Origin of the sequence: Streptomyces fumanus (genome assembly GCF_014655295.1) — a bacterium.
GTDB lineage: Bacteria > Actinomycetota > Actinomycetes > Streptomycetales > Streptomycetaceae > Streptomyces > Streptomyces fumanus.
Genome location: NZ_BNBI01000021.1, coordinates 51,653 through 72,772, shown reverse-complemented (window position 1 = coordinate 72,772; position 21,120 = coordinate 51,653). Strand labels below are relative to the sequence as shown.

Here is a 21,120-nt window from a genome sequence, read left to right as displayed (position 1 = left end):
GGAAGGAGCAGCACGATGAGCGGTACACCCGGCACACCCGGCACACCCGGTCCATCCGGCACGTCCGGTGCCTCCGGGACGATCGGCGTACTCGTGGTCGACGACGACTTCATGGTGGCCCGGATCCACCGCGCCTACGTCCAGCGGGTCCCGCCGTTCCGCGTGGTCGGCGTCGCGGGCAGCGCCGGGCAGGCCCTCGCCGCCGCCGGCGAACTCCGCCCCGACCTGGTCCTGCTCGACCTGTACCTGCCGGACCTGTTCGGCCTGGACCTCATCCCCCGACTGCGCACCGCCGGGCACGACTGCGACGTCATGGTGATCAGCGCGGCGCGCGAGGCCGACGCGGTGCGCGGCGCCGTACGGCACGGGGTCGTCGACTACCTGCTGAAGCCCTTCGACTTCGCGGACCTGCGGGTCCGGCTGGAGCGGTACGCGGTCCAGCGCGGCCGGCTGCGGGACACGGTGGTGCGCGGACAGGCCGACGTGGACCGGGTGCTGGCCCGGGCGGCGGTGCCCGCGCCGCCCGCGCTGCCCAAGGGCATGAGCGCGGAGACCGCCGAGCTGATCGAGGCCGCCCTGCGCGGCGCCGACGGCACCCTGTCCGCGAGCGAGTGCGCCGCCCTGACCGGCGTCTCCCGGGTCAGCGCCCGGCGCTACCTGGAGTACTTCCACACCACCGGCACCGCCGAGGTCTCCCTGCGCTACGGCGTCGCGGGCCGCCCGGAACGCCGCTACCGGCACCGCGCCGCCGACCCGGCGGGCGTCACCTCGGGCGGGGAGGCGGGTGCGTGACGGGGGGTTCGCGCGGGGAGCCGTAGGTACGGAGGCCGGGAGTCGTACGTACGTCTAGGGAACGTACGTACGGCACATGGGCAGGTCACCCGTGCTCCGGTGGGGCGTCGCGGAGGGCCCTGGGCAGTCCCGCACGGTCGGTGCCGAGCTTGCGGTAGACCGAGGAGAGCGCCTGCCGTACCCCCTGCTCGGTCAGCCGGAGTTCCTTCGCGACCACCGGCACCGGATCGCCCTGGGCGGTCAGCTCGGCGGCGGTGCGCTCCCGCGCGGTGAGCGTGTCCGACTGCCCGTACCGCAGCGGCAGCGGGCGCAGCCCGGCCGCGGACAGCTCGGCCCTGGCCCGCGCCGCCAGCCTCTCCGCCCCGCAGTGCACCGCGTGCTCCAGCCCCTGGTAGAGCCGGTCGGCGGCCTCCTGGAGCCGCCCGCTGCGGGACAGCGCGGCGCCGTGCCCGACCAGCGCCCGGGCCAGTTCGTACGCCGCCGGTGACTGCTCCAGGGCCTCGACGGCCTCCGCGTACAGGTCGAGGGCGGCCGGACCGCCGGTCACCTCCGCCTCGACGCGCAGCGCCTGCCCGACCACGGAGATCGCGCCGAAGTCCCGGGCCAGCGCGACCGACTCCCGGGCCAGCCGGACCGCCCGGTCGCGGTCGGCGGGCGCCACCGCGGACGCCAGCCGGATCCGCCAGGGGCACCAGGCGGGGTTGTGCCAGGCGCGCTCCTCCAGCAGAGCGCCGACCTCGGTCAGCGGCCGGACCGCCGCCTCGGGCCGCCCCTCGGCCAGCAGCAGTTCGGCGTGGACCGTGCGCGGATCGGGGTAGATGATGGCGTTCGGCACGACCTCGCTGTAGTGGTACTGGTCGACCAGCCGGCGGGCATCGGCGGTCCGGCCCCGGGCCAGCAGGGTCTGGGCGAGGATGCCGACGGCGAACCACTGCGCGGGCAGCGCCCCGTCCACCCGGTCCGCGATCCGCAGCCCCTCGCGGACCATGTGCTCCGCATCGGTCAGACAGCCCCGCCGGTAGCGGATGTAACCGAACAGGGCCCGCCCCAGCGCCAGATGGGAACCGCGCCAGCCCTTGCGCTCGCACTCGGCGATGCCCTGGGAGAACAGTTCCTCCGACCGCCCCGGCTGGTCCGCGTACATGAACAGCATGGCGACCGAGACCGGCACCTCGAAGCCCCGGTTCTCGTCGGTCCAGCTCAGCCCGCCGCGCAGCGCCTCCTCGGCGAGGCCGAAGGCGGTGTCCCGGGGTTCGCCGCGCACCATGGCGTCCCAGGCGCGCAAGCCCAGGATGTACCGCTCCTCCAGGCCGCGGCCGGGCAGCTTGGCGGCCAGTTTCGCCAGTCTGCGGGAGCGGGCGCGCGGGTCGGGCTCGTCGGTGCGGAAGGCGCTCCACACGAAGTGGTCGGCCTGCATCCGCAGCCGCACCCGGGGGTTGGCGGCCCGCCGCACCCCCTCCTCGGCGACCGCCGCGGCCTCCGCCACCTGGTCGGTGTGGGCCAGCGCCTGGGCCAGCCGGAAGACGATCGAGGCGCGCAGGTCCGGGTCGACGTCCGGTTCGGCCAGCGCCTCCCGCAGATGCTGGACGGTCGCGGCGGGGTCGATGAGGAAGGTGGACATGGCCAGCTCGTGCAGGATCGCGGCCCGCTCCCGCGGCGGGGGCGGCTCCTGGAGCGCCCGGACCAGGACGCGCCGGGCCGCCTCGGGCGCCCCGGCCCGCAGATACTCCCGGCCGGCCTCGCGCAGACAGGCCACCGCGCCGGCCCGGCCCTCGCGGGGCACCTCCAGCAGATGCCGGGCGGCGGCGGTCGCGCCGAGCCCGGCGGCGCCGACGATCTCGGCCGCCGCGTTGTGCAGGCCGGTGCGCAGTCCGGCCGGGATGTCCCGGTAGACCGCCGTGGTGATCAGCGGGTGGACGAACTCCAGGCCCCGTCCGCCGTGGTCGGCCGCGAGGATCCGGGCCGCGCGCAGCCGCTCGGTGGCCGCGGCGGCGTCCTCGCTGCCGATCACGGCGACGGCCGCGGCCAGCTCCGGCGGGGCGGGCGTGCCCAGCACGGCGGCGGCCCACGCGAAACGGACCGTGGTGCTGCCGAGCCGGCGCAGCCGCCGGAGCAGTCCCGGTCCCTTCACCGCGGAGGCGATGTCCCGCATCGCCGCCAGCTCCTCGCCGGTGCCGCGCAGCCCGGCCTGGCCGAGCCGCAGGGCCAGCTCCACCGTCTCGAACGGGCTGCCGCCGGTGACCGCCCAGCACTCGGCGCAGAACCGGTCCTCGGCGTCCTCGCCCACCTGGTCCCGTACGATCCGGGCGACGGCGGCCTCGGTGAGCGGGGCCAGCTCGTGCGGGCGCTCCGCCTGGCCGTCGACGAGCGCGTGGAACGCCTCCGCGCCCGACGCCTGTGCCTCGGGCCGGTAGGCGGCGACGATCAGCAGCGGCAGGGTCTCGGTGCGGGGCGCGAAGGAGGCGAGCCAGCCCAGCGACTCGGCGTCGGCCCAGTGCAGGTCGTCCAGCAGGACGACGACCGGGGCCCGGCGCATGACCAACTGGGTCATGACCCAGTCCAGGCCGTCCCGCACACCGGCCGGGTCCGGGGCCGGGGTGGTGCCGGACGCCTCCAGGCCGAGGGCGGTGGCGAGGATGTCGTACCAACTGCCCAGGAAGGAGCGGCGCGCGGGTCCGTCCAGCGCGGCGAGGGAGGGCTGCAGCAACTGGCGGACCACACGGAACGGCAGCTCCTGCTCGTTCTCCCCGCCCCGGCCGGACAGCACCGCGCAGCCCCGGGCGGCGGCGCGGACGCGGGCCCGGGCCAGCAGTGTCGTTTTGCCCAGCCCGCCGGACCCGGTGAAGGCGAGCACTCCGCCCCGCCGGCCCCGCGGCACTCCGTCGTCCGGCGCGCACAGTCGGTCCAACGCGGCGTCGATCGCCCGCAGTTCGTCGCCGCGTTCGAGCAACGGCCGGCTCTCGGTGTGGGGTTGCCGCAGTCCAGTCGCCATCTGCCGCGCTGCTTCCTGTCGACGGTCGCCCTAGGACAGCGCCGAGCGTACGCCCGCCCGCACCCGCCAGCCCGGATCCTGAGACGCGGACGACGAGTACGGGTGAATCACCGGCGTTCTGGGGTGCGGTCCCCTTCTGCTGGGTAACGTGGCTCGGTTCAGCCGTCCGCCGCGCGTGCCGCGCGCGTGCCCCGGCCGCCCCTGCGCGACGTGCCCCGGCTCACCCGTCGCACGAGCCGCGCACGACCCGGCCGTGCTTGCACGATCCGGCCGTCCCTGTGCGACCCTGCCGTTCCTGTGCGACCCGGCTGTCCTTGTGCGGCCCGGCTGTCCCGGTGCGACCTGGCCGCCCTTGTGATCCGGCCGTTCTGGTGCGACGTGCCCTGGTGCGACGTGCCCTGGTGCGACGTGCCCTCGTGCAGCCGTCGCGTGAGTCGCGCGCGCCCGTCATGGGGGGCGCGCGCACGTCACGGGGGGGGGCGGGCGCCCGTCACGGGGGGCAGGCGCTCGTCACGGGTGTCCGGGCGTCACCCCGGTGTCCGCGTACCGGGGGACGGTCCGGGACCAGTAGTAGCAACCGCGTATCCAGCCCGCCATGCCGTCCACGTAGCCGACGGCGGCCGGGCTCAGCTCCGGTTCGACCGAGCGGTACAGCCGCTCGAACTCGTCGACGGTGGCGTTGATCCGCTGCGCGGCCAGCGTGACCGCGCGGGCCAGGGAGCAGCCGTGGGCCCGCTGGTAGGCGAGGGCGATGTTGATCACGCCGCCCGCGCGGTGCTCCTTCACCGCGGAGAAGAGGTCCGGTATCCACACCGCCGCGTCGGCCGACAGCCGGGCCAGCCGCCGCACCGCCGGGTGGTGCAGCTCCTCCGGGGCCAGCTCCCGGGACTGCGCCGCCTCGCACAGCGGGTAGAACGGCTCGACCCCGGCGATCAGCGCCCGGATCGAGGCGCACATCCCGATCCCCGGCGGCACCGCCCGGCTCTGGACGGCCGCCTCGTACAGCAGCCCGTGCACGTACTCCCGGCTGTGCCACGCCCAGCGCGCCGCCTGGGCGGGTGTGCACCGCCGCTGGACGCGCCGGTACAGGTCCGCCAGGGCCGCGCCGAGCGGGGTGCTCGGCGGCTGGTCGTCGCGGAGGATGCCGACGCTCTCGCAGACCATGGGCAGCAGCCGGTCCGGCCCCTGCGCGCCGAGTTCCTCCGCCCGGTCGTCGAAGACGAACTGGTAGGCGATCTGATCGGCCATGAGCTGGAGGACCTCGGTGTCCCACGCCGGCCCGTTGTACGCGGCGAGCCGCGCGGGCCGGGTGCGCTCGATCATGTCCGCGACCGCGGGGTCGTCGGTCAGGCGCCAGCGCCTCAACCAGGCGTCGACCCCGGCCGCCGCCCGGTCCTCGTGCGGATGGGACCGGAAGGGGTAGGGGATGTGCAGGGTTGCCTCGATCAGTTCCTGGAGACTGCTGCCCGCCGCGCCCTCGGGCGGGGCGGCCGGGGCGGCCCGGTCCGACGGGTCCGTCTTCATCGTCCATGTGGTCATCGCTGCGCTCACCTGCCGTTCGCTGGTCCGGTCTGCGGGGGGGGGCGTCACAGGGCGGGGGAGGGCCGCGCCCCGACGGGGACCCGGGTCCGTGGCTCCGGGACCAGCACCAGTGACCGGGGTCCCAGGGTGACCGCCGGGCGCGGCCGGCCGATCGGCCCGGACGGCGAGCGGAGCCGCCAGTGCCGGGCGACGACCGCCACCGCGACGGTGGCCTCCGCCATGGCGAACGTGTCGGCGACACACTTGCGGCTGCCCGCGGCGAACGGCAACAGGGCGTCACCGCCCGCCGCCCGTCCCGCCGTCCGCCCCGGCGCCCACCGCTCGGGACGGAACCGCTCGGGGTCCGGGAACGACGTGGCCTGGTGGTGCAGCAGGTAAGGGCTGTAGAGCACGGTCGCGCCCCGGGGCAGCCGGTATCCGCCCAGCTCCGTGTCCCGGGTGGTGAGCCGGGTGAACAGCCAGCCCGGCGGGCGCAGCCGCAGGGTCTCGGTGACCACGCGACGGGTGTAGTCCAGACGCGCCAGGTGCCCGGGCTCCGGCGCGGTCCGGTCGGCGAGGACCGCGTCGACCTCCTCGTGCAGTCGGCGCTCCACCTCGGGATGGTCCGCCAGCAGCGCGAACACCGAGGCCAGGCACATCGCGGTGCTCTCCACTCCGGCGAGCAGCAGGGTGATGAGCTGGTCGCGGACCTCCCGCCCGGTCAGGGCCCGTCCGTCCGCGCCGTCCTCGGCCGCCAGCAGGGTGCCCAGCAGATCGTCGCGGGGGGTGCCGCGCCGGCGCTCGGCGACCAACTCGTCCACGAGGGCACGCAGCCGGCGCACCGCCCGCAGATAGCGGCGGTTGCCGGGCGTGGGCAGGCGGAACAGCGCGTCGACCGGCACGACCGTACGGACCAGCAGGCCCCGGACCACCACGGCCAGGCAGGACCGGAGGGTCGCGGCCCGCGCGGCGTCCAGCGAACCGGAGAACAGCAGTCTGGCGATGACCCCCGTGGTCAGGGACAGCGCGGCCGCGGTGACGTCGACGCGCTCGCCCGGCCGCCAGTCCCGGCACACCGACAGGGCCTCCTCGCCCATCAGCGCGGTGCAGCCCGCCACCCGCGCGGGGGTGAACGCCGGGCGGACCAGCTCGCGGCGGCGCCGGTGGTCCGCGTGGCCGCAGGTCACCAGGCCGTCGCCCATCAGCTCCCGCAGCCGGTCGTAGAGCGGGCCGCCCTTGTCGAAGGTGCGGGTGTCCACGAGCATCCGGTGGACCAGCCCCGGGTCGCAGACCACCCAGGCGCGGCGCGGACCCAGTCGTATCCGCACCACATCCCCGTGCGCGGGCAGGGATGGGAGAAAGTCCAGCGGGCGCGACAGCAGTGCGATAGCGTGCCCGAAGAAGGGGACCCCGCCTGGAGCGGAGCCGGGCGTCCGGACGCGGTCCGGTGCGGGTAAGGCTTCATGCATGGTGGGACCTCATCTGTCGTGGCGGCGCGCGGACGGAGCCGGTGAGCGCTCTCCGGTCCGCTGCTGAGTTCTCCTCCTGTCCACTCCAACTCGCCGGGCCCTGCGGGTTCTCCCGCCGCACGGGGGCGTACGGGGGCACGCAGCGGCGCACGCGTCACATCGATGCCGTGCGGCGACGGGGGAGCGCGCCGGGCAGCGAGCCCGAGCGCCCCGGACGACCCCGGGTACGCGCCAGGTGAGAGAGGGCCGAGCGCCCCGGACTCACCCGCCCCGGACTCACTTGCCGGGTGCGCCCGCCCGCAGGCCGTCCATCACCAGGTCCAGCAGCCGGGTCACACGCGACTGCCAGTCGGTGTCCGGGTCGATCTGCCACAGGCCCGCGATGGCCAGGTAGAAGTCGTCCGCGCTGACACCGGGACGGATGGTGCCGGCCTCCTCATTGGCCCGCAGCAGCAGCTCGATCGCCTCCGTCACCGGGGTGTGCCCCGGCTTGGCCGGCCGGCCCGGCCCGGTGGTGGCCTGCCGGATGGCCTCCGCCAGCCCCGTCTTCGTCAGGGCGAACCGGGCCACGTGGTCCATCCACACCCGCAGCGCCCGCTCCGGCTCCAACTCGGCCAGCAACTCCCGCGCGCTGTCGGCGACCTGCCGCACCTCGTGCCGGTAGATCTCCAGGACGAGGGCCTCACGGCTGGGGAAGTTGCGGTAGAAGGTCGCCTGCCCGACGCCCGCCTTCTTGGCGATCGCGCTCAGCGGGGCGTCGGCGCAGCGCGTCAATTCGGCCAACGCCACTTCCAGGATCCGCTCGCGGTTGCGCTGCGCGTCCGAGCGCAGAGGCGCGTCCTTCCCCGGCTGCCCCACTCGTCCTCCTCGCGGGTTCGTGGCCGAATCCCGTCCTTGATAAGCGGACAACTGTCCGTTACGTTTTCCAGTGAGCGGACAATTGTCCGGTTGCGGCCAGCATAGCCGCGGACACCGCGCCCCCGGCACCCCGCGCCCGCTCCCGACCCGATCCCCCCACGCACAGCGCCTCCGCCTCCTGACTCGGCTGACGACCAGCTCCCTACGGCTACAGAGAAGGCTGCCCATGGCTTCAGCGCCCCCGTCGACGCACAGTGCCATCACCCTCACGGTCAACGGCGAGAAGCACCCGCTGACCGTCGACCACCGCACCACCCTGCTCGACGCCCTGCGCGAGCGGCTCGACCTGACCGGTACCAAGAAGGGCTGCGACCAGGGGCAGTGCGGCGCCTGCACGGTCCTGATCGACGGGCGCCGCGCGGTGTCCTGCCTGCAGCTCGCGGTGGCGGCCGACGGGCGGGAGATCACCACCGTGGAGGGCCTGGCCGACGGCGACCGGCTCCACCCGGTGCAGCAGGCGTTCCTCGACCTCGACGGCTACCAGTGCGGCTACTGCACCCCCGGCCAGATCTGCTCCGCCGTCGCCGTCATAGAAGAACACGCGGCGGGCTGGCCGAGCGCCGCCACCGACGACGTACGGCCCGAGGCCGGACCGCCCGAGCTGACCCCCGAGGAGATCCGGGAGCGGATGAGCGGCAACCTGTGCCGCTGCGCCGCCTACGTCTCCATCGTCGAGGCCGTCGCCCGCGCCGCCGGCGAACGCACCGGCGGTGCCGCCGACGGCGCCGAGGAGGCCGCCGCATGAAGGAGTTCGGCTACCGCCGCGCCGACGACGTCTCCGGCGCGGTCGCGCTGCTCGCCGCCGAACCCGAGGCCCGGTACCTCGGCGGCGGCACCAACCTCGTCGACCTGATGAAGACCGGCGTCGAGCGGCCCGCCCTCCTCGTCGACGTCCGGGAACTGCCCCTGGACCGCGTCGAGACCACCCCGGACGGCGGGCTGCGCATCGGCGCCACCGTCACCAACAGCGACCTCGCCGCCCACCCCGAGGTCCGGCGCCGCTACCCGGCGCTCACCCAGGCCGTCCTCGCGGGCGCCTCCGGCCAGTTGCGCAACATGGCCACCGTCGGCGGCAACCTGCTGCAGCGCACCCGCTGCGGCTACTTCACCGACGTGACCCGGCCCTGCAACAAGCGCGAGCCCGGCAGCGGCTGCTCCGCGATCGAGGGCGAGCACCACAACCACGCCGTCCTCGGCGCCTCCGACCACTGCGTCGCCGTGCACCCCTCCGACATGGGCGTCGCCCTCACCGCCTTCGACGCCGTCGTCACCTACGAAAGCGCCGACGGGCCGGGCGAGTTGCCGCTGAGCGACTTCTACCTGCCGGTGGGCGACACCCCGCACCGGGAGACCGCCCTGCCGCCGGGCGCGCTGATCACCGGCGTCACCCTGCCGCCCGCCCCGGTCGCCGCCCGCTCCCGCTACCGCAAGGTCCGCGAGCGCGCCTCCTACGCCTTCGCGATCGGCTCGGTCGCCGCCGCCCTCGACGTCCGCGACGGCGTCGTCCACGAGGCCCGCCTCGCCTTCGGCGCGGTCGCCTCCCGGCCGTGGCGGGCCCGCGCGGCGGAGCGGGCGCTGACCGGGGCACCGGCCGACGCCGCGGCGTTCGCCGCCGCCGCCGACGCCGAGCTGGCCGCGGCCCGGCCCCTGCCCCACAACGGATACAAGGTGCCCCTCATGCGCAACCTCGCCGTGGCCGTCCTGACCGAACTCGCCGAGGAGACCGCCCGATGACCACCGCCACCACCGGCCGTACGACCCGGAAAGGCGCCGTCGGCACCGCGCACACCCGCGTCGAGGGCCGCGACAAGGTCACCGGCGCCGCCCGCTACGCCGGCGACATCCCCTTCGCCGACCTCGCCCACGGCTGGCTGGTGCTCTCCAGCGTCACCCGCGGCCGGATCCGCGCCATCGAGACCGGGCCCGTCCTGGACATGCCCGGCGTGCTCACCGTGCTGCACCACGGCAACGCCCCGCGCGTGGAGACCGATTACGTCGGCATGCTCGGCGCCCCCGACCCGACCGCCGCCGTCTTCCAGCACGACCGGGTGCCGCACGCCGGCTGGCCGGTCGCCCTGGTCGTCGCCGAGACGCCCGAACAGGCCCGGGAGGCCGCCGAGGCGCTCGTCGTGCACTACGACACCGAGCCGCACGACACCGCCCTGGACGGCGACCGTCCCGACGCCCGCCCCGCCGACGGCCATATGCCCGCGGTGACCGAGAAGGGCGACCTGGCGGCCGAACTCGCCGCGTCCGCGCACGTGGTGGACGTCGAGTACCGCACCCCCGAAGAGCACCACAGCATGATGGAGCCGCACGCGGCCACCGCCTACTGGGACGGCGGCCGGCTGGAACTCGTCGACTCCAACCAGGGCACCACCTGGGTCCAGGGCGAACTGGCCAAGATGTTCTCGCTGGACGAGTCCGCGGTCCGGGTCCGCTCCGAGCACATCGGCGGCGGCTTCGGCAGCAAGGGCCTCCGCGTCCACCAGGTCTCCGCCGTCATGGCCGCCACCATGCTGCAACGCCCGGTGCGCGTGGTGCTGGCCCGCCGTCAGATGTTCTCGCTGGCCGGCTACCGCAGCCCCACCGTGCAGCGGGTGCGGCTCGGCGCCGACGCCGACGGCCGGCTGCGCGCCCTGGAGCACCGCTCGCTCAACCAGACGTCCACCGTCTACCAGTTCGTCGAGCCGAGCGCCGGGGTGGCCCGCGTGATGTACGACGCCGCCGCCCACCGCACCGCCAACCACGTCGTCCCCCTCGACGTGCCCTCCCCGACCTGGATGCGCGCGCCGGGCGAGGCCCCCGGGTCGTTCGCCCTGGAGGCCGCCCTCGACGAACTCGCCGAGAAGTGCGGCCTGGACCCGATCGACCTGCGCCTGCGCAACGAGCCGGAGACCGGGCCCGTCTCCGGACTGCCCTTCAGCAGCCGCAACCTGGCCGCCTGCTTCCGCGAGGGCGCCCGCCGGTTCGGCTGGGCCGACCGCGACCCCCGCCCCGGCGTGCGCCGCGAGGGCCGCTGGCTGCTCGGCACCGGCACCGCCGCCGCCTCCTTCGGCGCCGGCGCCCTGCCCTCCACGGCCCTGGTGACCGCCGAGCCGGACGGCACCTTCACCGTGCGGATCGCCGCCGCCGACATCGGCACCGGCGCCCGTACCGCCATCACCCTGGTCGCCGCCGACGCCCTGGCGACCACGCCGGACCGGGTCCGGGTGCACATCGGCGACAGCGACTTCGGGCCGGCCGGGATCGCCGGCGGCTCCATGGGCACCCGCTCCTGGGCCTGGGCGGTGGGCGCCGCCGCCGCCGAACTGCGCGAGCGGCTCGCCCTCGGCACCGGCATCCCGCCCGAGGGCATCACCGTACGGTCCGACACCACCGAGGCGCTGGCCTCCCTCGCGCAGAAGGAACGGCACTCCTTCGGGGCGCAGTTCGCCGAGGTCGCCGTGGACACCACCACCGGCGAGATACGGGTGCGCCGGATGCTCGGCATCTTCGCCGCCGGCCGGATCGTCAACCCCCTCACCGCGCGCAACCAGTTGGTCGGCGGCATGATCTGGGGCATCTCCATGGCCCTGCACGAGGAGGCGGTCCGCGACCACACCGGCGGCCTCTACGGCGCCGACCTCGCCGGCTACCACGTCGCCACCAACGCCGACGTGCTCCGCGTGGAGGCCGACTGGGTCGACGACCCCGACCCGGACGACCCGGTCGGCATCAAGGGCGTCGGCGAGATCGGCATCGTCGGCGCGGCGGCGGCGATCACCAACGCCGTCTGGCACGCCACGGGCGTACGGCACCGGACCCTGCCGATCCGGCCCGACCGCGTCCTGGAGGCGGGCGGCCATGCTTGATCTCGCCGGTGAGCTGCACCGCTGGATCGAGGAGGGCCGGGACTTCGCCGTCGCCACCGTCACCTCCGTCGGCGGCAGCGCCCCGCGCGGCCCCGGCGCCGCCCTCGCCGTCGACGCCGGGGGCACCGCGATCGGCTCGGTCTCCGGCGGCTGCGTGGAGGGCGCGGTGTACGAGCTGTGCGCCCAGGCCCTGCGGGACGGCGAGGCGGTCCGCGAGCGGTTCGGGTACAGCGACGACGACGCCTTCGCGGTCGGCCTGACCTGCGGCGGGGTCATCGACGTGCTGGTCACGCCGGTCCGCGCGGACACGGCCGAGCGGGAGCTGTTCCGGCAGGCGCTGGCGGCCGCGGCCCGGGGCGGGGCCGCCGCCCTCGCCCGGGTGGTCCGGGGCCCCGCCGACCTGCTCGGGCGGGCACTGCTCGTCCGGTCCGACGGTCCGGCCGAGGGCACCCTCGGCGGCCACCCCGGGCTGGACCGGACGGCGGCGGACCAGGCCAGGGCCCTGCTCGACACCGGCCGCACCGGCACGGTCGAGCTGTCCGAGGACGGTTCGCACTGCCCCGGCGGCCTCACCCTGCTCGTCGAGTCCAGCGTGCCGCCGCCCCGGATGATCGTCTTCGGCGCGGTGGACTTCGCCTCGGCGCTGGTACGGGCCGGCAAGTTCCTCGGCTACCACGTGACCGTGTGCGACGCGCGGCCCGTCTTCGCCACGCCGGCCCGGTTCCCGGAGGCCGACGAGGTCGTCGTCGACTGGCCGCACCGCTATCTGCGGGGCACCGCCACCGACCCGCGGACCGTGCTGTGCGTGCTCACCCACGACGCCAAGTTCGACATACCGCTGCTGACCGAGGCCCTGCGGATGCCGGTCGCGTTCGTCGGCGCGATGGGCTCGCGCCGCACCCACGCCGACCGTCTCCGCAAGCTCCGCGAGGCCGGCCTCACCGACCGCGAGCTGGCCCGGCTGCGCTCCCCGATCGGCCTCGACCTGGGCGCCCGTACCCCGGAGGAGACGGCGGTGTCCGTCGCCGCGGAGATCATCGCCCTCCGCCGCGGGGGCACGGGGGTCCCGCTCACGGGAGCGACCACCCCGATCCACCGGGACCTGTCGGAGACGGCGGCGTGACCGGCCTCATCGGGTACGGGGGTTCCGGCCCCTCCCGGTGGGCGGCCGGTTCGCCGCGTATGCCGTGTCCGGTGAGCGGGCCCACCGTCAGGGCCGCGGTGCGGCAGGCGTCGACGATGTGCGGGAGGGCGCCCAGGGCGGACCGCCAACTGCCGGGGGCGGAGGCGTGGTCGGTGTCGTGCAGCAGCACCGTGCCGCCCCCGCGCAGATCGGCGGCGACGGTGGCCCGTACGGACGCGGGGGTGGCGTCCGCCGTCCAGTCCCTGCCCCACGCCGTCCACAGCACCGGCCGCAGTCCGCAGCGGCGTGCGGCGGCCCAGCGACCGGAGGTGAGGATGCCGTAGGGCGGGCGGTACCAGCGCGGCCGGTGACCGGTCACGTCGTACACCACGCGGGCGGCCCGGTACAGCTCGCGGGCGTCCCGGCCCGGCGCCGGCAGCCAGGGCCGGTCGTGCCGCCAGCCGTGCACGGCGAGTTCATGGCCCCGCGAGACCGTCTCGCGGGCCACCGCCGGGTACCGCGACACGTTCTCGCCCAGCACGAAGAAGGTCGCCCGTACGCCGAGGTCGTCCAGGACGTCGAGGAAGCGCGGCGTCGACACCGGGTCGGGGCCGTCGTCGAAGGTGAGGGCGACATGGCCGGGGTGGCCCTGTCCGGCCAGGCCGGGCCACCAGCGGCGGCGCACCCCCGGCAGCCAGGTCGCGGCCGGCCCGATGTGCGCGAGCGCCACGGCGCACGGGGCCAGCACCACGGCGCACGGCGCCAGTACGCGGAGCGGGCGCCCGCCGGGTGCCTGTCTGCTCATTCGCACCGCCCGTCCGCCGGACCCCCGTCCATTCATCCGCACCGCCCGCCCGTCGGACACCCGTCCGCTCATCCGTCACCCTCCTTCCGGCGCCCGGGACCGGTGGCGGGTGGTTCCTCGGGGTGCCGTGGGGCGAAGCCCGATCCGTTCGCCGCCGGCGACGCCGTGTCCCACGTGCCGTGCACCGAGGGTGCGCGGGCCAGGCCCACGCTGCCGACGCCGATGAGGGCCACGCCGAGCACCTCGGGCACGATCCGCAGCCCGAGCGCGATCTGCTCGCCGAACAGCGCCCAGCCCAGCGCCACGCTGGTCAGGGCGTCGCCGAGGGTGAGCGCGGGCTGGGAGGCGGCCAGCGTCCCGGCGCGCAGCGCGCTCTGCAGCAGCAGGAAGCTGATCGCGCCCACGGCCGCGGTGACGTACGGCGGCCACTGGGTCAGCGCGGTGCCCACCCCCTGGGGAAGCCGCCCGGTGAACTCCTTGAGCAGCGCCGCCGTCGCGCCGAACGCCACCGCCGACGCCGAGCCGAACAGCGCCGCACGCGGGGCACCCCGGGTCAGCCGTCCGGCCGCGGCGAGCGCGGCCACCGCACCGAGCAGCACCGCCCCGGCCACCGCCCACCGGCCGGAGGACGCCGTGTCCCGGCCCGCGGAGGGCGCGGCGGCGCCCAGGAACAGCGCCAGCCCCACCGCAAGAGCCCCGAACGCCAGCCAGGTCCGCCGGTCGGGACGCCGGTGGAAGACCGCGCTGCCGACCACCAGGGTGAACAGCAGTTCGGTCGCCATCAGCGGCTGGACCACGGCCAGACTGCCCACCGCCAGCGCCGCCGCCTGGAGCACCGTCGTCACCGCGAGCAGGGCGGCACCCCCCACCCAGTACGGGTCGCGCAGCAGCCGCAGCAGCCAGCGCACCGGACGGCCGGGTTCGGCGCCCGCGGCGTCCTGGGCGGCGGCCCGGCGCTGCAGTACCGAGGCGGCGGCGTTGGACAGCGCCGCGAGCAGGGCGAGGAGGACGGTGAGGGCGCTCACCGCGCTCACCGCCGCTCATCCGAACCGGCCGGCCAGCAACCGGTAGAGCCCCGGCGCCGCCCCCCGGACCCGGCAGGGCAGCCGGAGCCAGCCCGGCACGTACACCTCGGCGAGACCGCGCTCGGCCGCGGCGCGGACCGCCTCGGCGACCCGCTCCGCCGGGACCGGGCGCGGCCGGGACCGCCGGTAGGGCTTGCCACGGCGTTCGAAGAACGGGGTGTCGACGACCCCGGGCACCACATGGCTGACCCCGACACCGGTGCCGCGCAGCTCGTAGCGCAGGGCGTCGGCGAAGGTGCCCAGCGCGGCCTTGGCGGCGGAGTACACGGCCTCGTCCCGCACCCCGACCGCGCCCGCCAGCGACCCGACCAGCACCACCCGGCCGGTGCCGGCGGCCACCATGCCCGGCAGCAGCAGCCGTACCAGCCGCAGGGTGGCGATCACGTCGGTGCCGAACACCTCGTCGATGGCGTGCGGGGGCATCTCGCGGAACTGCCCGGCCCAGCCGATCCCGGCGCCCGCCACCAGCAGGTCCACCGGGCCGCCCACGGCGGCCAGGGTGAAGTCGGCGAGCCGCCGGTCGGCGCCCGGCTCGGTGAGGTCGGCGGCGAAGGCGGTGGCCGACGCCTCCTCGGCGACGGCCCGCAGCCGCGCCGGGTCGCGTCCGCTGAGCACCAGGTCCCAGGTGCCCTCGTCGCCCAGCAGCCTGGCCACGGCCGCGCCGATCCCGGACGACGCCCCGGTCACCAGGGCGGTACGGGTCCGGGTGGCCGCCGGGTCCGGGTGCCGGACGGCCTTCGCGGAGTCCGCGCCGGGCGCGGTGGCCGGCGGCGCGGACAGAGACCGGGCGCGGGAGAACGCAGGGACCATGACGGACCACCTCGGCTGCGGGCCGGTCACCGGCCGAGCGGTCGACCGGCGGTCGTCGCTCCGGCGTCCGGCGGGACGGGCGGTCTTGGAGTTCCCGGCGAGCGGCAGGTGAAACGTCCCTGTTTGTACGGTTTGCTCCGCGGTGGGCGGGCAACCCCGACCCCCGTGCGCCCCACCGACCCGCCCCGCCCGCAGTCCCCGCCCCCGCCTGCCTCCTCACCCCCGCCCCCGTCCCCGCCCATGACCCCTGCGGTCTCCGCGTCCCCGTCCCCCGCCGGCCCCGCGCCCCCGCCCGCACCGCCCGCACCGTCCGCCGGAACGCTGCTGGTGCTCAGCGCCCGCATGGGTGCCGGGCACGACACGGTCGCCGCCGAGCTGGTCCGCCGTGCCCGGGAGCGCGGCGCCGACGCGGTGACCGCCGATGTCCTGGACCTGCTGCCGTACCGGCTCGGCGCCGGGCTGCGGCACTTCTACCGGACGTCGGTACGCCACCTCCCCTGGGCTTACGCGGCCCTGTACCGCCTCTTCCTGCGCCCTGGCCCCGGCCGCCGCCCCGGCGACACCGCCCTCGCCCGGCTGGCCGGCCGTCGGCTGCGGGACCTCGTCGACCGGACCGGCGCCGATGTGGTGGTGCCCGTCTTCCATGTCGGCGCGCAGATCACCGGCCATCTCCGGGCCCGGGGCGAGCTGCCCGTGCCCAGCGTCGTCCTGGTGATCGACTTCCTGGTCCACCGGCAGTGGCTGCACCCCGGCAACGACCAGTACCTCTGCCTCACCGAGGACGCCGCCCGCCAGGTGCGGGAGGGCATCGGGGCGTCCGCCGCGGTGTGCGGTCCGGTGGTGGCGCCGGGCTTCACGGAGGGCACCGGGGCGGAGGGCTGGCGGCGGCTGTTCGCGCGGCACGCGCCCGGCCGCCCGCCGGTGCTGCTGTCCTCCGGTGCCTGGGGCGTCGCCTCGCGCCTGGACACCACCGTCCGGATGCTGGCCGGGCACGGTTTCCTGCCCGTGGTGCTGTGCGGGACGAACGAGCGGCTGCGCCGCGAGCTGTCCGGCGTGCCGGGGGTGCTCGCCCTGGGCTGGGTGACCGACATGCCCGGCCTGCTGCACGCCGCCCGCGCCCTGGTCGACAACGCCGCCGGCCAGACCGCCGTACAGGCCCTCGCCGCCGGTCTCCCGGTCGTCGGGCACCGCCCGATCCCGGGGCACGGCGCCGACGGCGTGCGGCGCATGGCCGCGCTGGGCCTGACGGAGGCGGCGCCCGACGGCCCGGCCCTGCTCGCCGCGCTGCGCCGCCTCACCGCCGGCGGTCCCCTCCGCCGGGAACGGATCGCCGCCGGTCAGGCCCTCTTCCGGGACGACCCGGTGACCCTCGCGCTGGCCCTCGCCGGGCATCGGCGGGAGCCGGTTACCGTCCGCGACCCGAGGGCACCCGGGCAGGGATCGACATGAGGAGGCACGTGATGAGAGCGGACGAATTCCTGGCCCGGGTCCGCGACCGCGGCGAGTACCACAGCCAGGAGGAGGCCGAACAGGTCACCGAGGCGGTGCTGTGGGTCCTCGCGTCCCGGATCGTGCCCGAGGAGGCCACCGATCTGGCGGAGCAGTTGCCCGCCCCGCTGGACGACGCGCTCCGCCTGGAGCGGGGACGCCCCGAGCCGTTCGACCGCGAGGAGTTCCTGCGGCGGGTGGCGGAGCAGACCGGGGCCCGCCCGCGCACCGCGGAGTGGGACACCGGTGCCGTCCTGTCCACGGTCGCCGAGACGGTGTCCGCGGGCCAGGTCGGCCATCTTCTGGATCAACTGCCGCCCGACTGGGCGGACCTGTTCGGCCGTACGGAGGACCGCACGGTCCGCGAAGGAGGCACGCATGACCGACGGTGAACGGCCTTACGGGGCGGAGGAGGACACGCCGCTCGGCGGGTACGCCGCCCTGGCGACGACCTTCGCGGCGGGGGCCGGGGTGTTCACCGCGGTCGCGCGTCGGCGCGGGGTGCGGCTGCCCGACGGGGTGCCGCCGTGGGACCTGGCGCTGCTGGCCACGGCCACCTTCAAGGCGTCCCGGCTGCTGTCCAAGGCCAAGGTGACCAGTTTCCTGCGGGCACCGTTCACCCGCCGGGAGAGCGCGGCCGGTGGCCCCGAGGTCAACGACACCTCGCGCGGCACCGGTCTGCAACGGGCCGTCGGCGACCTGATGACCTGCCCGTTCTGCACCTCCGCGTGGGTGGCCGGCGGGCTCGTCGCCTCGTACGCCTGCGCGCCCCGGGCCACCCGGCTGGTGACCGCCGGCCTGAGCGCGGTCGCCCTGTCGGACTGGCTGCAGTACGCGTGGAGCCTGACCGAGAAGAAGTCCGGGGTCTGACGGACATGCCCGAACTGGCGGTCCTGGTCGGACTCCAGGCCGCCGGGAAGTCCACCTTCGCCGGGCAGCGGTTCAGCGGCCGCTGGGTACGGGTGAGCAAGGACCGCTATCCGAGGAGCGCCCGGCACAAGCAGGCCCGGCAGATGCGGGAGGTCGGCCGGGCGCTCGCCGAGGGCCGCCCGGTGGTGGTCGACAACACCAACCCCTCCCCGCAGGAGTGGGCCCCGCTGGTGGCGGCCGGGCACACCTACGGTGCCCGGGTCGCCGCCTACTGGTTCCCGCCCGACCCCGCCGGCTCGCTCCGGCGCAACGCCGCCCGCGCGGGCCGCGACCGGGTCCCGGAGACCGGCGTCCGCGCCACCCTGAGCAGGCTGCGCCGCCCCACCCCCGCCGACGGCTTCGACGCCGTGTACGAGGTGACCTTCGACGGGCGGGGCGGCTTCGCCGTACGCGAAGCCCTGACTGCCGGACCGGATGCCGGACCGCCTGCCGGACCGCCTGCCGGCCCGAGTGCCGGACCGGATGCCGGAGCGGGCGGCTGACCTGCCGAGGGGCTCAGCCCTCGGCCCCGGCGGCGCGCTCGGCGTGCAGCTTCTTCACCCGGGCCGCCTCCTTGCGGACGTCGGCCTGCACGGCGCGCTCCCGCTCCAGCCACTCGGGCCGCTCCTCCTTGAGCGCCTCGATCTGCTCGGTGGTGAGCGCCTCGGTGACCCCGCCGCGGCGCAGACCGGCGATGGAGACGCCCAGCTTGGCGGCGACCACCGGCCGGGGGTGCGGACCGTCGCGCCGCAGGTCCCGCAGCCACTGCGGCGGGTCGGCCTGGAGCGCGTTCAGCTCGGCGCGGGTCACCGTGCCGTCCCGGAAGTCGGCGGGGGTGGCGTCGAGGTACACACCCAGCTTCTTCGCCGCGGTCGCGGGCTTCATCGTCTGGGTGCTCTGGTGCTCGGTCATTCCTCCAGGGTATCGAGCATGTGCGCGACCCCTGACCACGGCCGGTAACCTGGCCAGGTGACAGCCTCGGAAGACCCGGCAGCCGCCCCCTCGTTCCGCCTCGTGTACGTCCCCGGTGTGATGCCCGACAAGTGGGTGCGGATCTGGCGCGAGCGGCAGCCCGGCGTCCCGCTGGAGCTGACCCAGGTGACCGCCGCCGAGGCGCCCGGCGCGCTGCTGGCCGGGGAGGCGGACGCGGGACTGGTCCGGCTGCCCGTCGACCGGGACGTGCTCAGTGCGATCCCCCTCTACACGGAGACGACGGTCGTCGTCGTCCCCAAGGACCACCTCGTCACGGCGGCCGACGAGGTGGGCGTCGACGACCTGGCGGACGAGATCGTGCTGCACCCCCTGGACGACGTGCTCGGCTGGCAGGCGCCGCCCGGCCGGCCCGCCCTGGAACGCCCCGCCACCACGGCGGACGCCGTCGAACTGGTCGCGGCGGGCATCGGCGTGCTGGTCGTGCCGCTGTCCCTGGCCCGGCTGCACCACCGCAAGGACCTCACCCACCGCCCGCTGACCGACGCCCCCGCCTCCGGTGTGGCGCTGTCCTGGCCGGTGGAGGCGCACACCGACCTGGTGGAGGACTTCATCGGCGTCGTCCGGGGCCGCACCGTCAACAGCACCCGGGGCCGTCAGCGGACCGAGGCCGACACGAAGAAGGCCGGTACCAAGAAGCCCGACGCGAAGAAGTCCGACGCGAAGAGGTCCGGCGCGAAGAAGCCGGAGCGCGGCGGTGGCGGCCGCGCGCAGCAGACCGGCGGCCCCCGCCGCGCCCCCAAGGGGCAGAAGGGCGGCCGGCCCCGCCGCCGCCCGTAGCGCCCTTGGCGGGTCCGGTCAGCGCATGGCCGGGTCGGTGCTCGGCGCCGGGGACGTGGTGTTCACGTCCAGTCCCGGCGGCTGGGTCAGCGACAGCACCGGCTCGCCCGGCTGCGGCGCCGGCGGCGTCACCTGGTCGGCGGGCAGCTTCGGCGCGGCGGTCTGCTGGAAGTTGGTCTGGTCGAAGTTGACCAGCCCGGTCTTCTCCAGGACCGTGATGTGGTCCAGGACGGTGTCGTTGGCCTGGTCGGCGAGCAGGCGGACCAGGCTGTTCCCGGTGTTGGCGCGGATGGTGGCGATGGCCGGGAAGATCTGCCCGTGGGTCACCCGCATGATGTTGACCGCGGTGGTGTCGAACTGCTTGCCCGTGCTGCCCGTCACGGAGGCCACGAACCGCTGCTGCTGCGGCGAGGCCCGGTTGGGCAGCGTGATCCCCAGCTCGATCGCGATCCGGCGGCAGGTGGCGTCGAGCCGGGAGTGCCCCACGACCAGGTGCTCACCGGCCTCCTTCATCTCCGGTGTCGTCCCCCGTTCCATGGCCAGCAGCCCGAGCGGGTGCTCCCACAGCCCGGCGGCCCGGACCTTGACCACGAAGTCCCGGTCGGCCTCGGTGAGCGGCCCGTAGCGGGTCTCGGCGACGATCCGGTCCGGGCCGCCGGTCGTGTTCCGCACCCCGAGCACGGTCGGGTAGGCGAGCGCGGTGAGGGTGAGGACCAGGGCACCGCAGACGAAGGCGGTTCCCGCGGTGGCGCGCGTGACGCGCATGGCTCCTCCTGGGGTGAGGACAGGCTCGGACACCGGGGGATACGGACGCCGACGGCGAACCAGTCACCGCCGCGCGTGTGTCCTCCGTTACCCCCGCCCCGCGACGCGCCCCGCGACTCCCGTCCCGCGACGCGCCCCGCTGCTCCCGGCCCGCAACGCCCCGCGACTCCCGTCCCGCGACGCGCCCCGCTGCTCCCGGCCCGTAACACCCCACACCCACTGAGCCCCGTGCATCGACCCGCGTACGAGCGGTTCACTTCCCGGTCGTACGGCCGAGCGACTCCACCAGCGGGAGCAGCCGGTGCGGGACCCGCTCGCGCAGGGCCACCTCCGTGCGGGTGCGGACCACGCCGGGCAGGCTGATCAGCTTCTGGATCACGTCCTCCAGGTGCGCGTTGTCCCGCGCCACCACCCGGGTCAGCAGATCCCCGCCGCCCGTGATCGAGAACGCCTCGACGATCTCGGGGACCTCGGCCAGCGCGTCCCCGACGTCGTCGAGATGGCCCTGGGTGACCTCGATGTGGACGAAGGCCAGCACCGGATGGCCGAGCGCGGCGGGGGAGAGGCTGGGACCGGTGCCGGTGATCACGCCGTCCCGCTCCAGCCTGTCCAGCCGGGCCTGCACGGTGCCCCGGGCGACCCCGAGGATGCGGGCGTACTCGCGCACGCTGGTGCGCGGCTGCTCCAGCAGCAACCGCAGGATGCGGGTGTCCAGCACGTCCACCGCCACGGTGTCCCCTCTCCGCTCTCCGCTCTCTGCCTCGGCCAATGGCTCCCCGTTGGCCTTAGGAAGACCGTCAGCACTGTACCAATGGCACA

The 21,120-nt window shown here is 75.7% G+C and carries 20 protein-coding genes; 10 read left to right on the top strand and 10 right to left on the bottom strand.

All coding sequences use genetic code 11. From position 1 onward, the window contains the following. Positions 1 to 15 precede the first annotated feature (15 nt). Positions 16 to 792: a response regulator gene (locus IE316_RS33205; RefSeq protein ID WP_190208273.1), complete on the top strand. Its 777-nt coding sequence runs from the start codon at positions 16 to 18 to the stop codon at positions 790 to 792. Between the two features lie 85 nt (positions 793 to 877). Here the strand turns inward: IE316_RS33205 and IE316_RS33200 are convergent, their stop codons facing one another. From IE316_RS33200 to IE316_RS33185, 4 genes are all read right to left on the bottom strand, one after another. Next, positions 878 to 3,784 (bottom strand): helix-turn-helix transcriptional regulator, encoded by a 2,907-nt coding sequence (locus tag IE316_RS33200; RefSeq protein WP_190208272.1) that lies wholly within the window; start codon positions 3,782 to 3,784, stop codon positions 878 to 880. A 510-nt stretch (positions 3,785 to 4,294) separates the two neighbouring features. Continuing rightward, positions 4,295 to 5,323 carry a (-)-alpha-amorphene synthase gene (locus IE316_RS33195; RefSeq protein WP_229910656.1) on the bottom strand — a complete coding sequence of 343 codons (1,029 nt, stop codon included), beginning with the start codon at positions 5,321 to 5,323 and terminating at the stop codon, positions 4,295 to 4,297. A 47-nt stretch (positions 5,324 to 5,370) separates the two neighbouring features. Next, positions 5,371 to 6,774, bottom strand: a complete 1,404-nt coding sequence (locus tag IE316_RS33190) for a cytochrome P450 (RefSeq protein ID WP_190208271.1) — start codon at positions 6,772 to 6,774, stop codon at positions 5,371 to 5,373. A 276-nt stretch (positions 6,775 to 7,050) separates the two neighbouring features. Beyond that, a complete protein-coding gene (locus IE316_RS33185; protein ID WP_190208270.1) occupies positions 7,051 to 7,632 on the bottom strand; it encodes a TetR/AcrR family transcriptional regulator in 582 nt (193 codons plus the stop codon). 226 nt (positions 7,633 to 7,858) lie between these two features. On the opposite strand from IE316_RS33185, the gene IE316_RS33180 reads away from it, so the two are divergent. From IE316_RS33180 to IE316_RS33165, 4 genes are read left to right on the top strand one after another with little or no spacing between them, the layout of a single operon-like run. Next, the gene (locus IE316_RS33180) at positions 7,859 to 8,437 is read left to right on the top strand and encodes a (2Fe-2S)-binding protein (RefSeq protein WP_190208269.1); all 579 of its coding nucleotides are present in this window, start codon (positions 7,859 to 7,861) and stop codon (positions 8,435 to 8,437) included. Continuing rightward, positions 8,434 to 9,426: an FAD binding domain-containing protein gene (locus IE316_RS33175; RefSeq protein WP_190208268.1), complete on the top strand. Its 993-nt coding sequence runs from the start codon at positions 8,434 to 8,436 to the stop codon at positions 9,424 to 9,426. The genes IE316_RS33180 and IE316_RS33175 overlap by 4 nt, the downstream gene beginning before the upstream one ends. Continuing rightward, on the top strand, positions 9,423 to 11,546 hold the full coding sequence (locus tag IE316_RS33170; RefSeq protein WP_190208267.1) for a xanthine dehydrogenase family protein molybdopterin-binding subunit: 2,124 nt from the start codon (positions 9,423 to 9,425) through the stop codon (positions 11,544 to 11,546). Before IE316_RS33175 ends, IE316_RS33170 begins: the two co-directional genes overlap by 4 nt. Further along, entirely contained in the window at positions 11,539 to 12,669 is a 1,131-nt protein-coding gene (locus tag IE316_RS33165) for an XdhC family protein (protein WP_190208266.1), read from the top strand. Before IE316_RS33170 ends, IE316_RS33165 begins: the two co-directional genes overlap by 8 nt. On the opposite strand, the gene IE316_RS33160 is transcribed toward IE316_RS33165, so the two are convergent. The 3 genes from IE316_RS33160 to IE316_RS33150 form a co-directional block, all read right to left on the bottom strand. Beyond that, a complete protein-coding gene (locus IE316_RS33160; protein ID WP_190208265.1) occupies positions 12,617 to 13,474 on the bottom strand; it encodes a polysaccharide deacetylase family protein in 858 nt (285 codons plus the stop codon). The two genes, IE316_RS33165 and IE316_RS33160, sit on opposite strands and share 53 nt — an antisense overlap. 68 nt (positions 13,475 to 13,542) lie before the next feature. Beyond that, positions 13,543 to 14,499, bottom strand: a complete 957-nt coding sequence (locus IE316_RS33155; RefSeq protein ID WP_190208302.1) for a DMT family transporter — start codon at positions 14,497 to 14,499, stop codon at positions 13,543 to 13,545. Positions 14,500 to 14,514: 15 nt separating this feature from the next. Next, positions 14,515 to 15,369, bottom strand: coding sequence for an SDR family NAD(P)-dependent oxidoreductase (locus tag IE316_RS33150; protein ID WP_190208264.1), 855 nt, complete (start codon positions 15,367 to 15,369; stop codon positions 14,515 to 14,517). Between the two features lie 240 nt (positions 15,370 to 15,609). Between IE316_RS33150 and IE316_RS33145 the strand changes: the two genes are divergently transcribed. From IE316_RS33145 to IE316_RS33130, 4 genes are read left to right on the top strand one after another with little or no spacing between them, the layout of a single operon-like run. Next, positions 15,610 to 16,818, top strand: a complete 1,209-nt coding sequence (locus IE316_RS33145) for an MGDG synthase family glycosyltransferase (protein WP_434094268.1) — start codon at positions 15,610 to 15,612, stop codon at positions 16,816 to 16,818. Between the two features lie 11 nt (positions 16,819 to 16,829). Continuing rightward, the gene (locus tag IE316_RS33140; RefSeq protein ID WP_190208263.1) at positions 16,830 to 17,249 is read left to right on the top strand and encodes a DUF2267 domain-containing protein; all 420 of its coding nucleotides are present in this window, start codon (positions 16,830 to 16,832) and stop codon (positions 17,247 to 17,249) included. Continuing rightward, positions 17,236 to 17,727 carry a DUF1360 domain-containing protein gene (locus tag IE316_RS33135; RefSeq protein ID WP_190208262.1) on the top strand — a complete coding sequence of 164 codons (492 nt, stop codon included), beginning with the start codon at positions 17,236 to 17,238 and terminating at the stop codon, positions 17,725 to 17,727. The genes IE316_RS33140 and IE316_RS33135 overlap by 14 nt, the downstream gene beginning before the upstream one ends. A 5-nt stretch (positions 17,728 to 17,732) precedes the next feature. After that, positions 17,733 to 18,269 (top strand): ATP-binding protein, encoded by a 537-nt coding sequence (locus IE316_RS33130; protein WP_190208261.1) that lies wholly within the window; start codon positions 17,733 to 17,735, stop codon positions 18,267 to 18,269. 13 nt (positions 18,270 to 18,282) lie between these two features. Here IE316_RS33130 and IE316_RS33125 read toward each other — a convergent pair whose 3' ends face one another. Then, on the bottom strand, positions 18,283 to 18,678 hold the full coding sequence (locus tag IE316_RS33125; RefSeq protein ID WP_190208260.1) for a DUF5997 family protein: 396 nt from the start codon (positions 18,676 to 18,678) through the stop codon (positions 18,283 to 18,285). Between the two features lie 57 nt (positions 18,679 to 18,735). Here IE316_RS33125 and IE316_RS33120 point away from each other — a divergent pair, with 57 nt between their 5' ends. Continuing rightward, positions 18,736 to 19,536: a LysR family substrate-binding domain-containing protein gene (locus tag IE316_RS33120; protein ID WP_190208259.1), complete on the top strand. Its 801-nt coding sequence runs from the start codon at positions 18,736 to 18,738 to the stop codon at positions 19,534 to 19,536. A gap of 18 nt (positions 19,537 to 19,554) precedes the next feature. Here the strand turns inward: IE316_RS33120 and IE316_RS33115 are convergent, their stop codons facing one another. Continuing rightward, on the bottom strand, positions 19,555 to 20,301 hold the full coding sequence (locus IE316_RS33115) for a DUF4142 domain-containing protein (RefSeq protein WP_190208258.1): 747 nt from the start codon (positions 20,299 to 20,301) through the stop codon (positions 19,555 to 19,557). Positions 20,302 to 20,554: 253 nt separating this feature from the next. Next, positions 20,555 to 21,031 (bottom strand): Lrp/AsnC family transcriptional regulator, encoded by a 477-nt coding sequence (locus IE316_RS33110; protein ID WP_190208257.1) that lies wholly within the window; start codon positions 21,029 to 21,031, stop codon positions 20,555 to 20,557. Between the last annotated feature and the right edge of the window lie 89 nt (positions 21,032 to 21,120).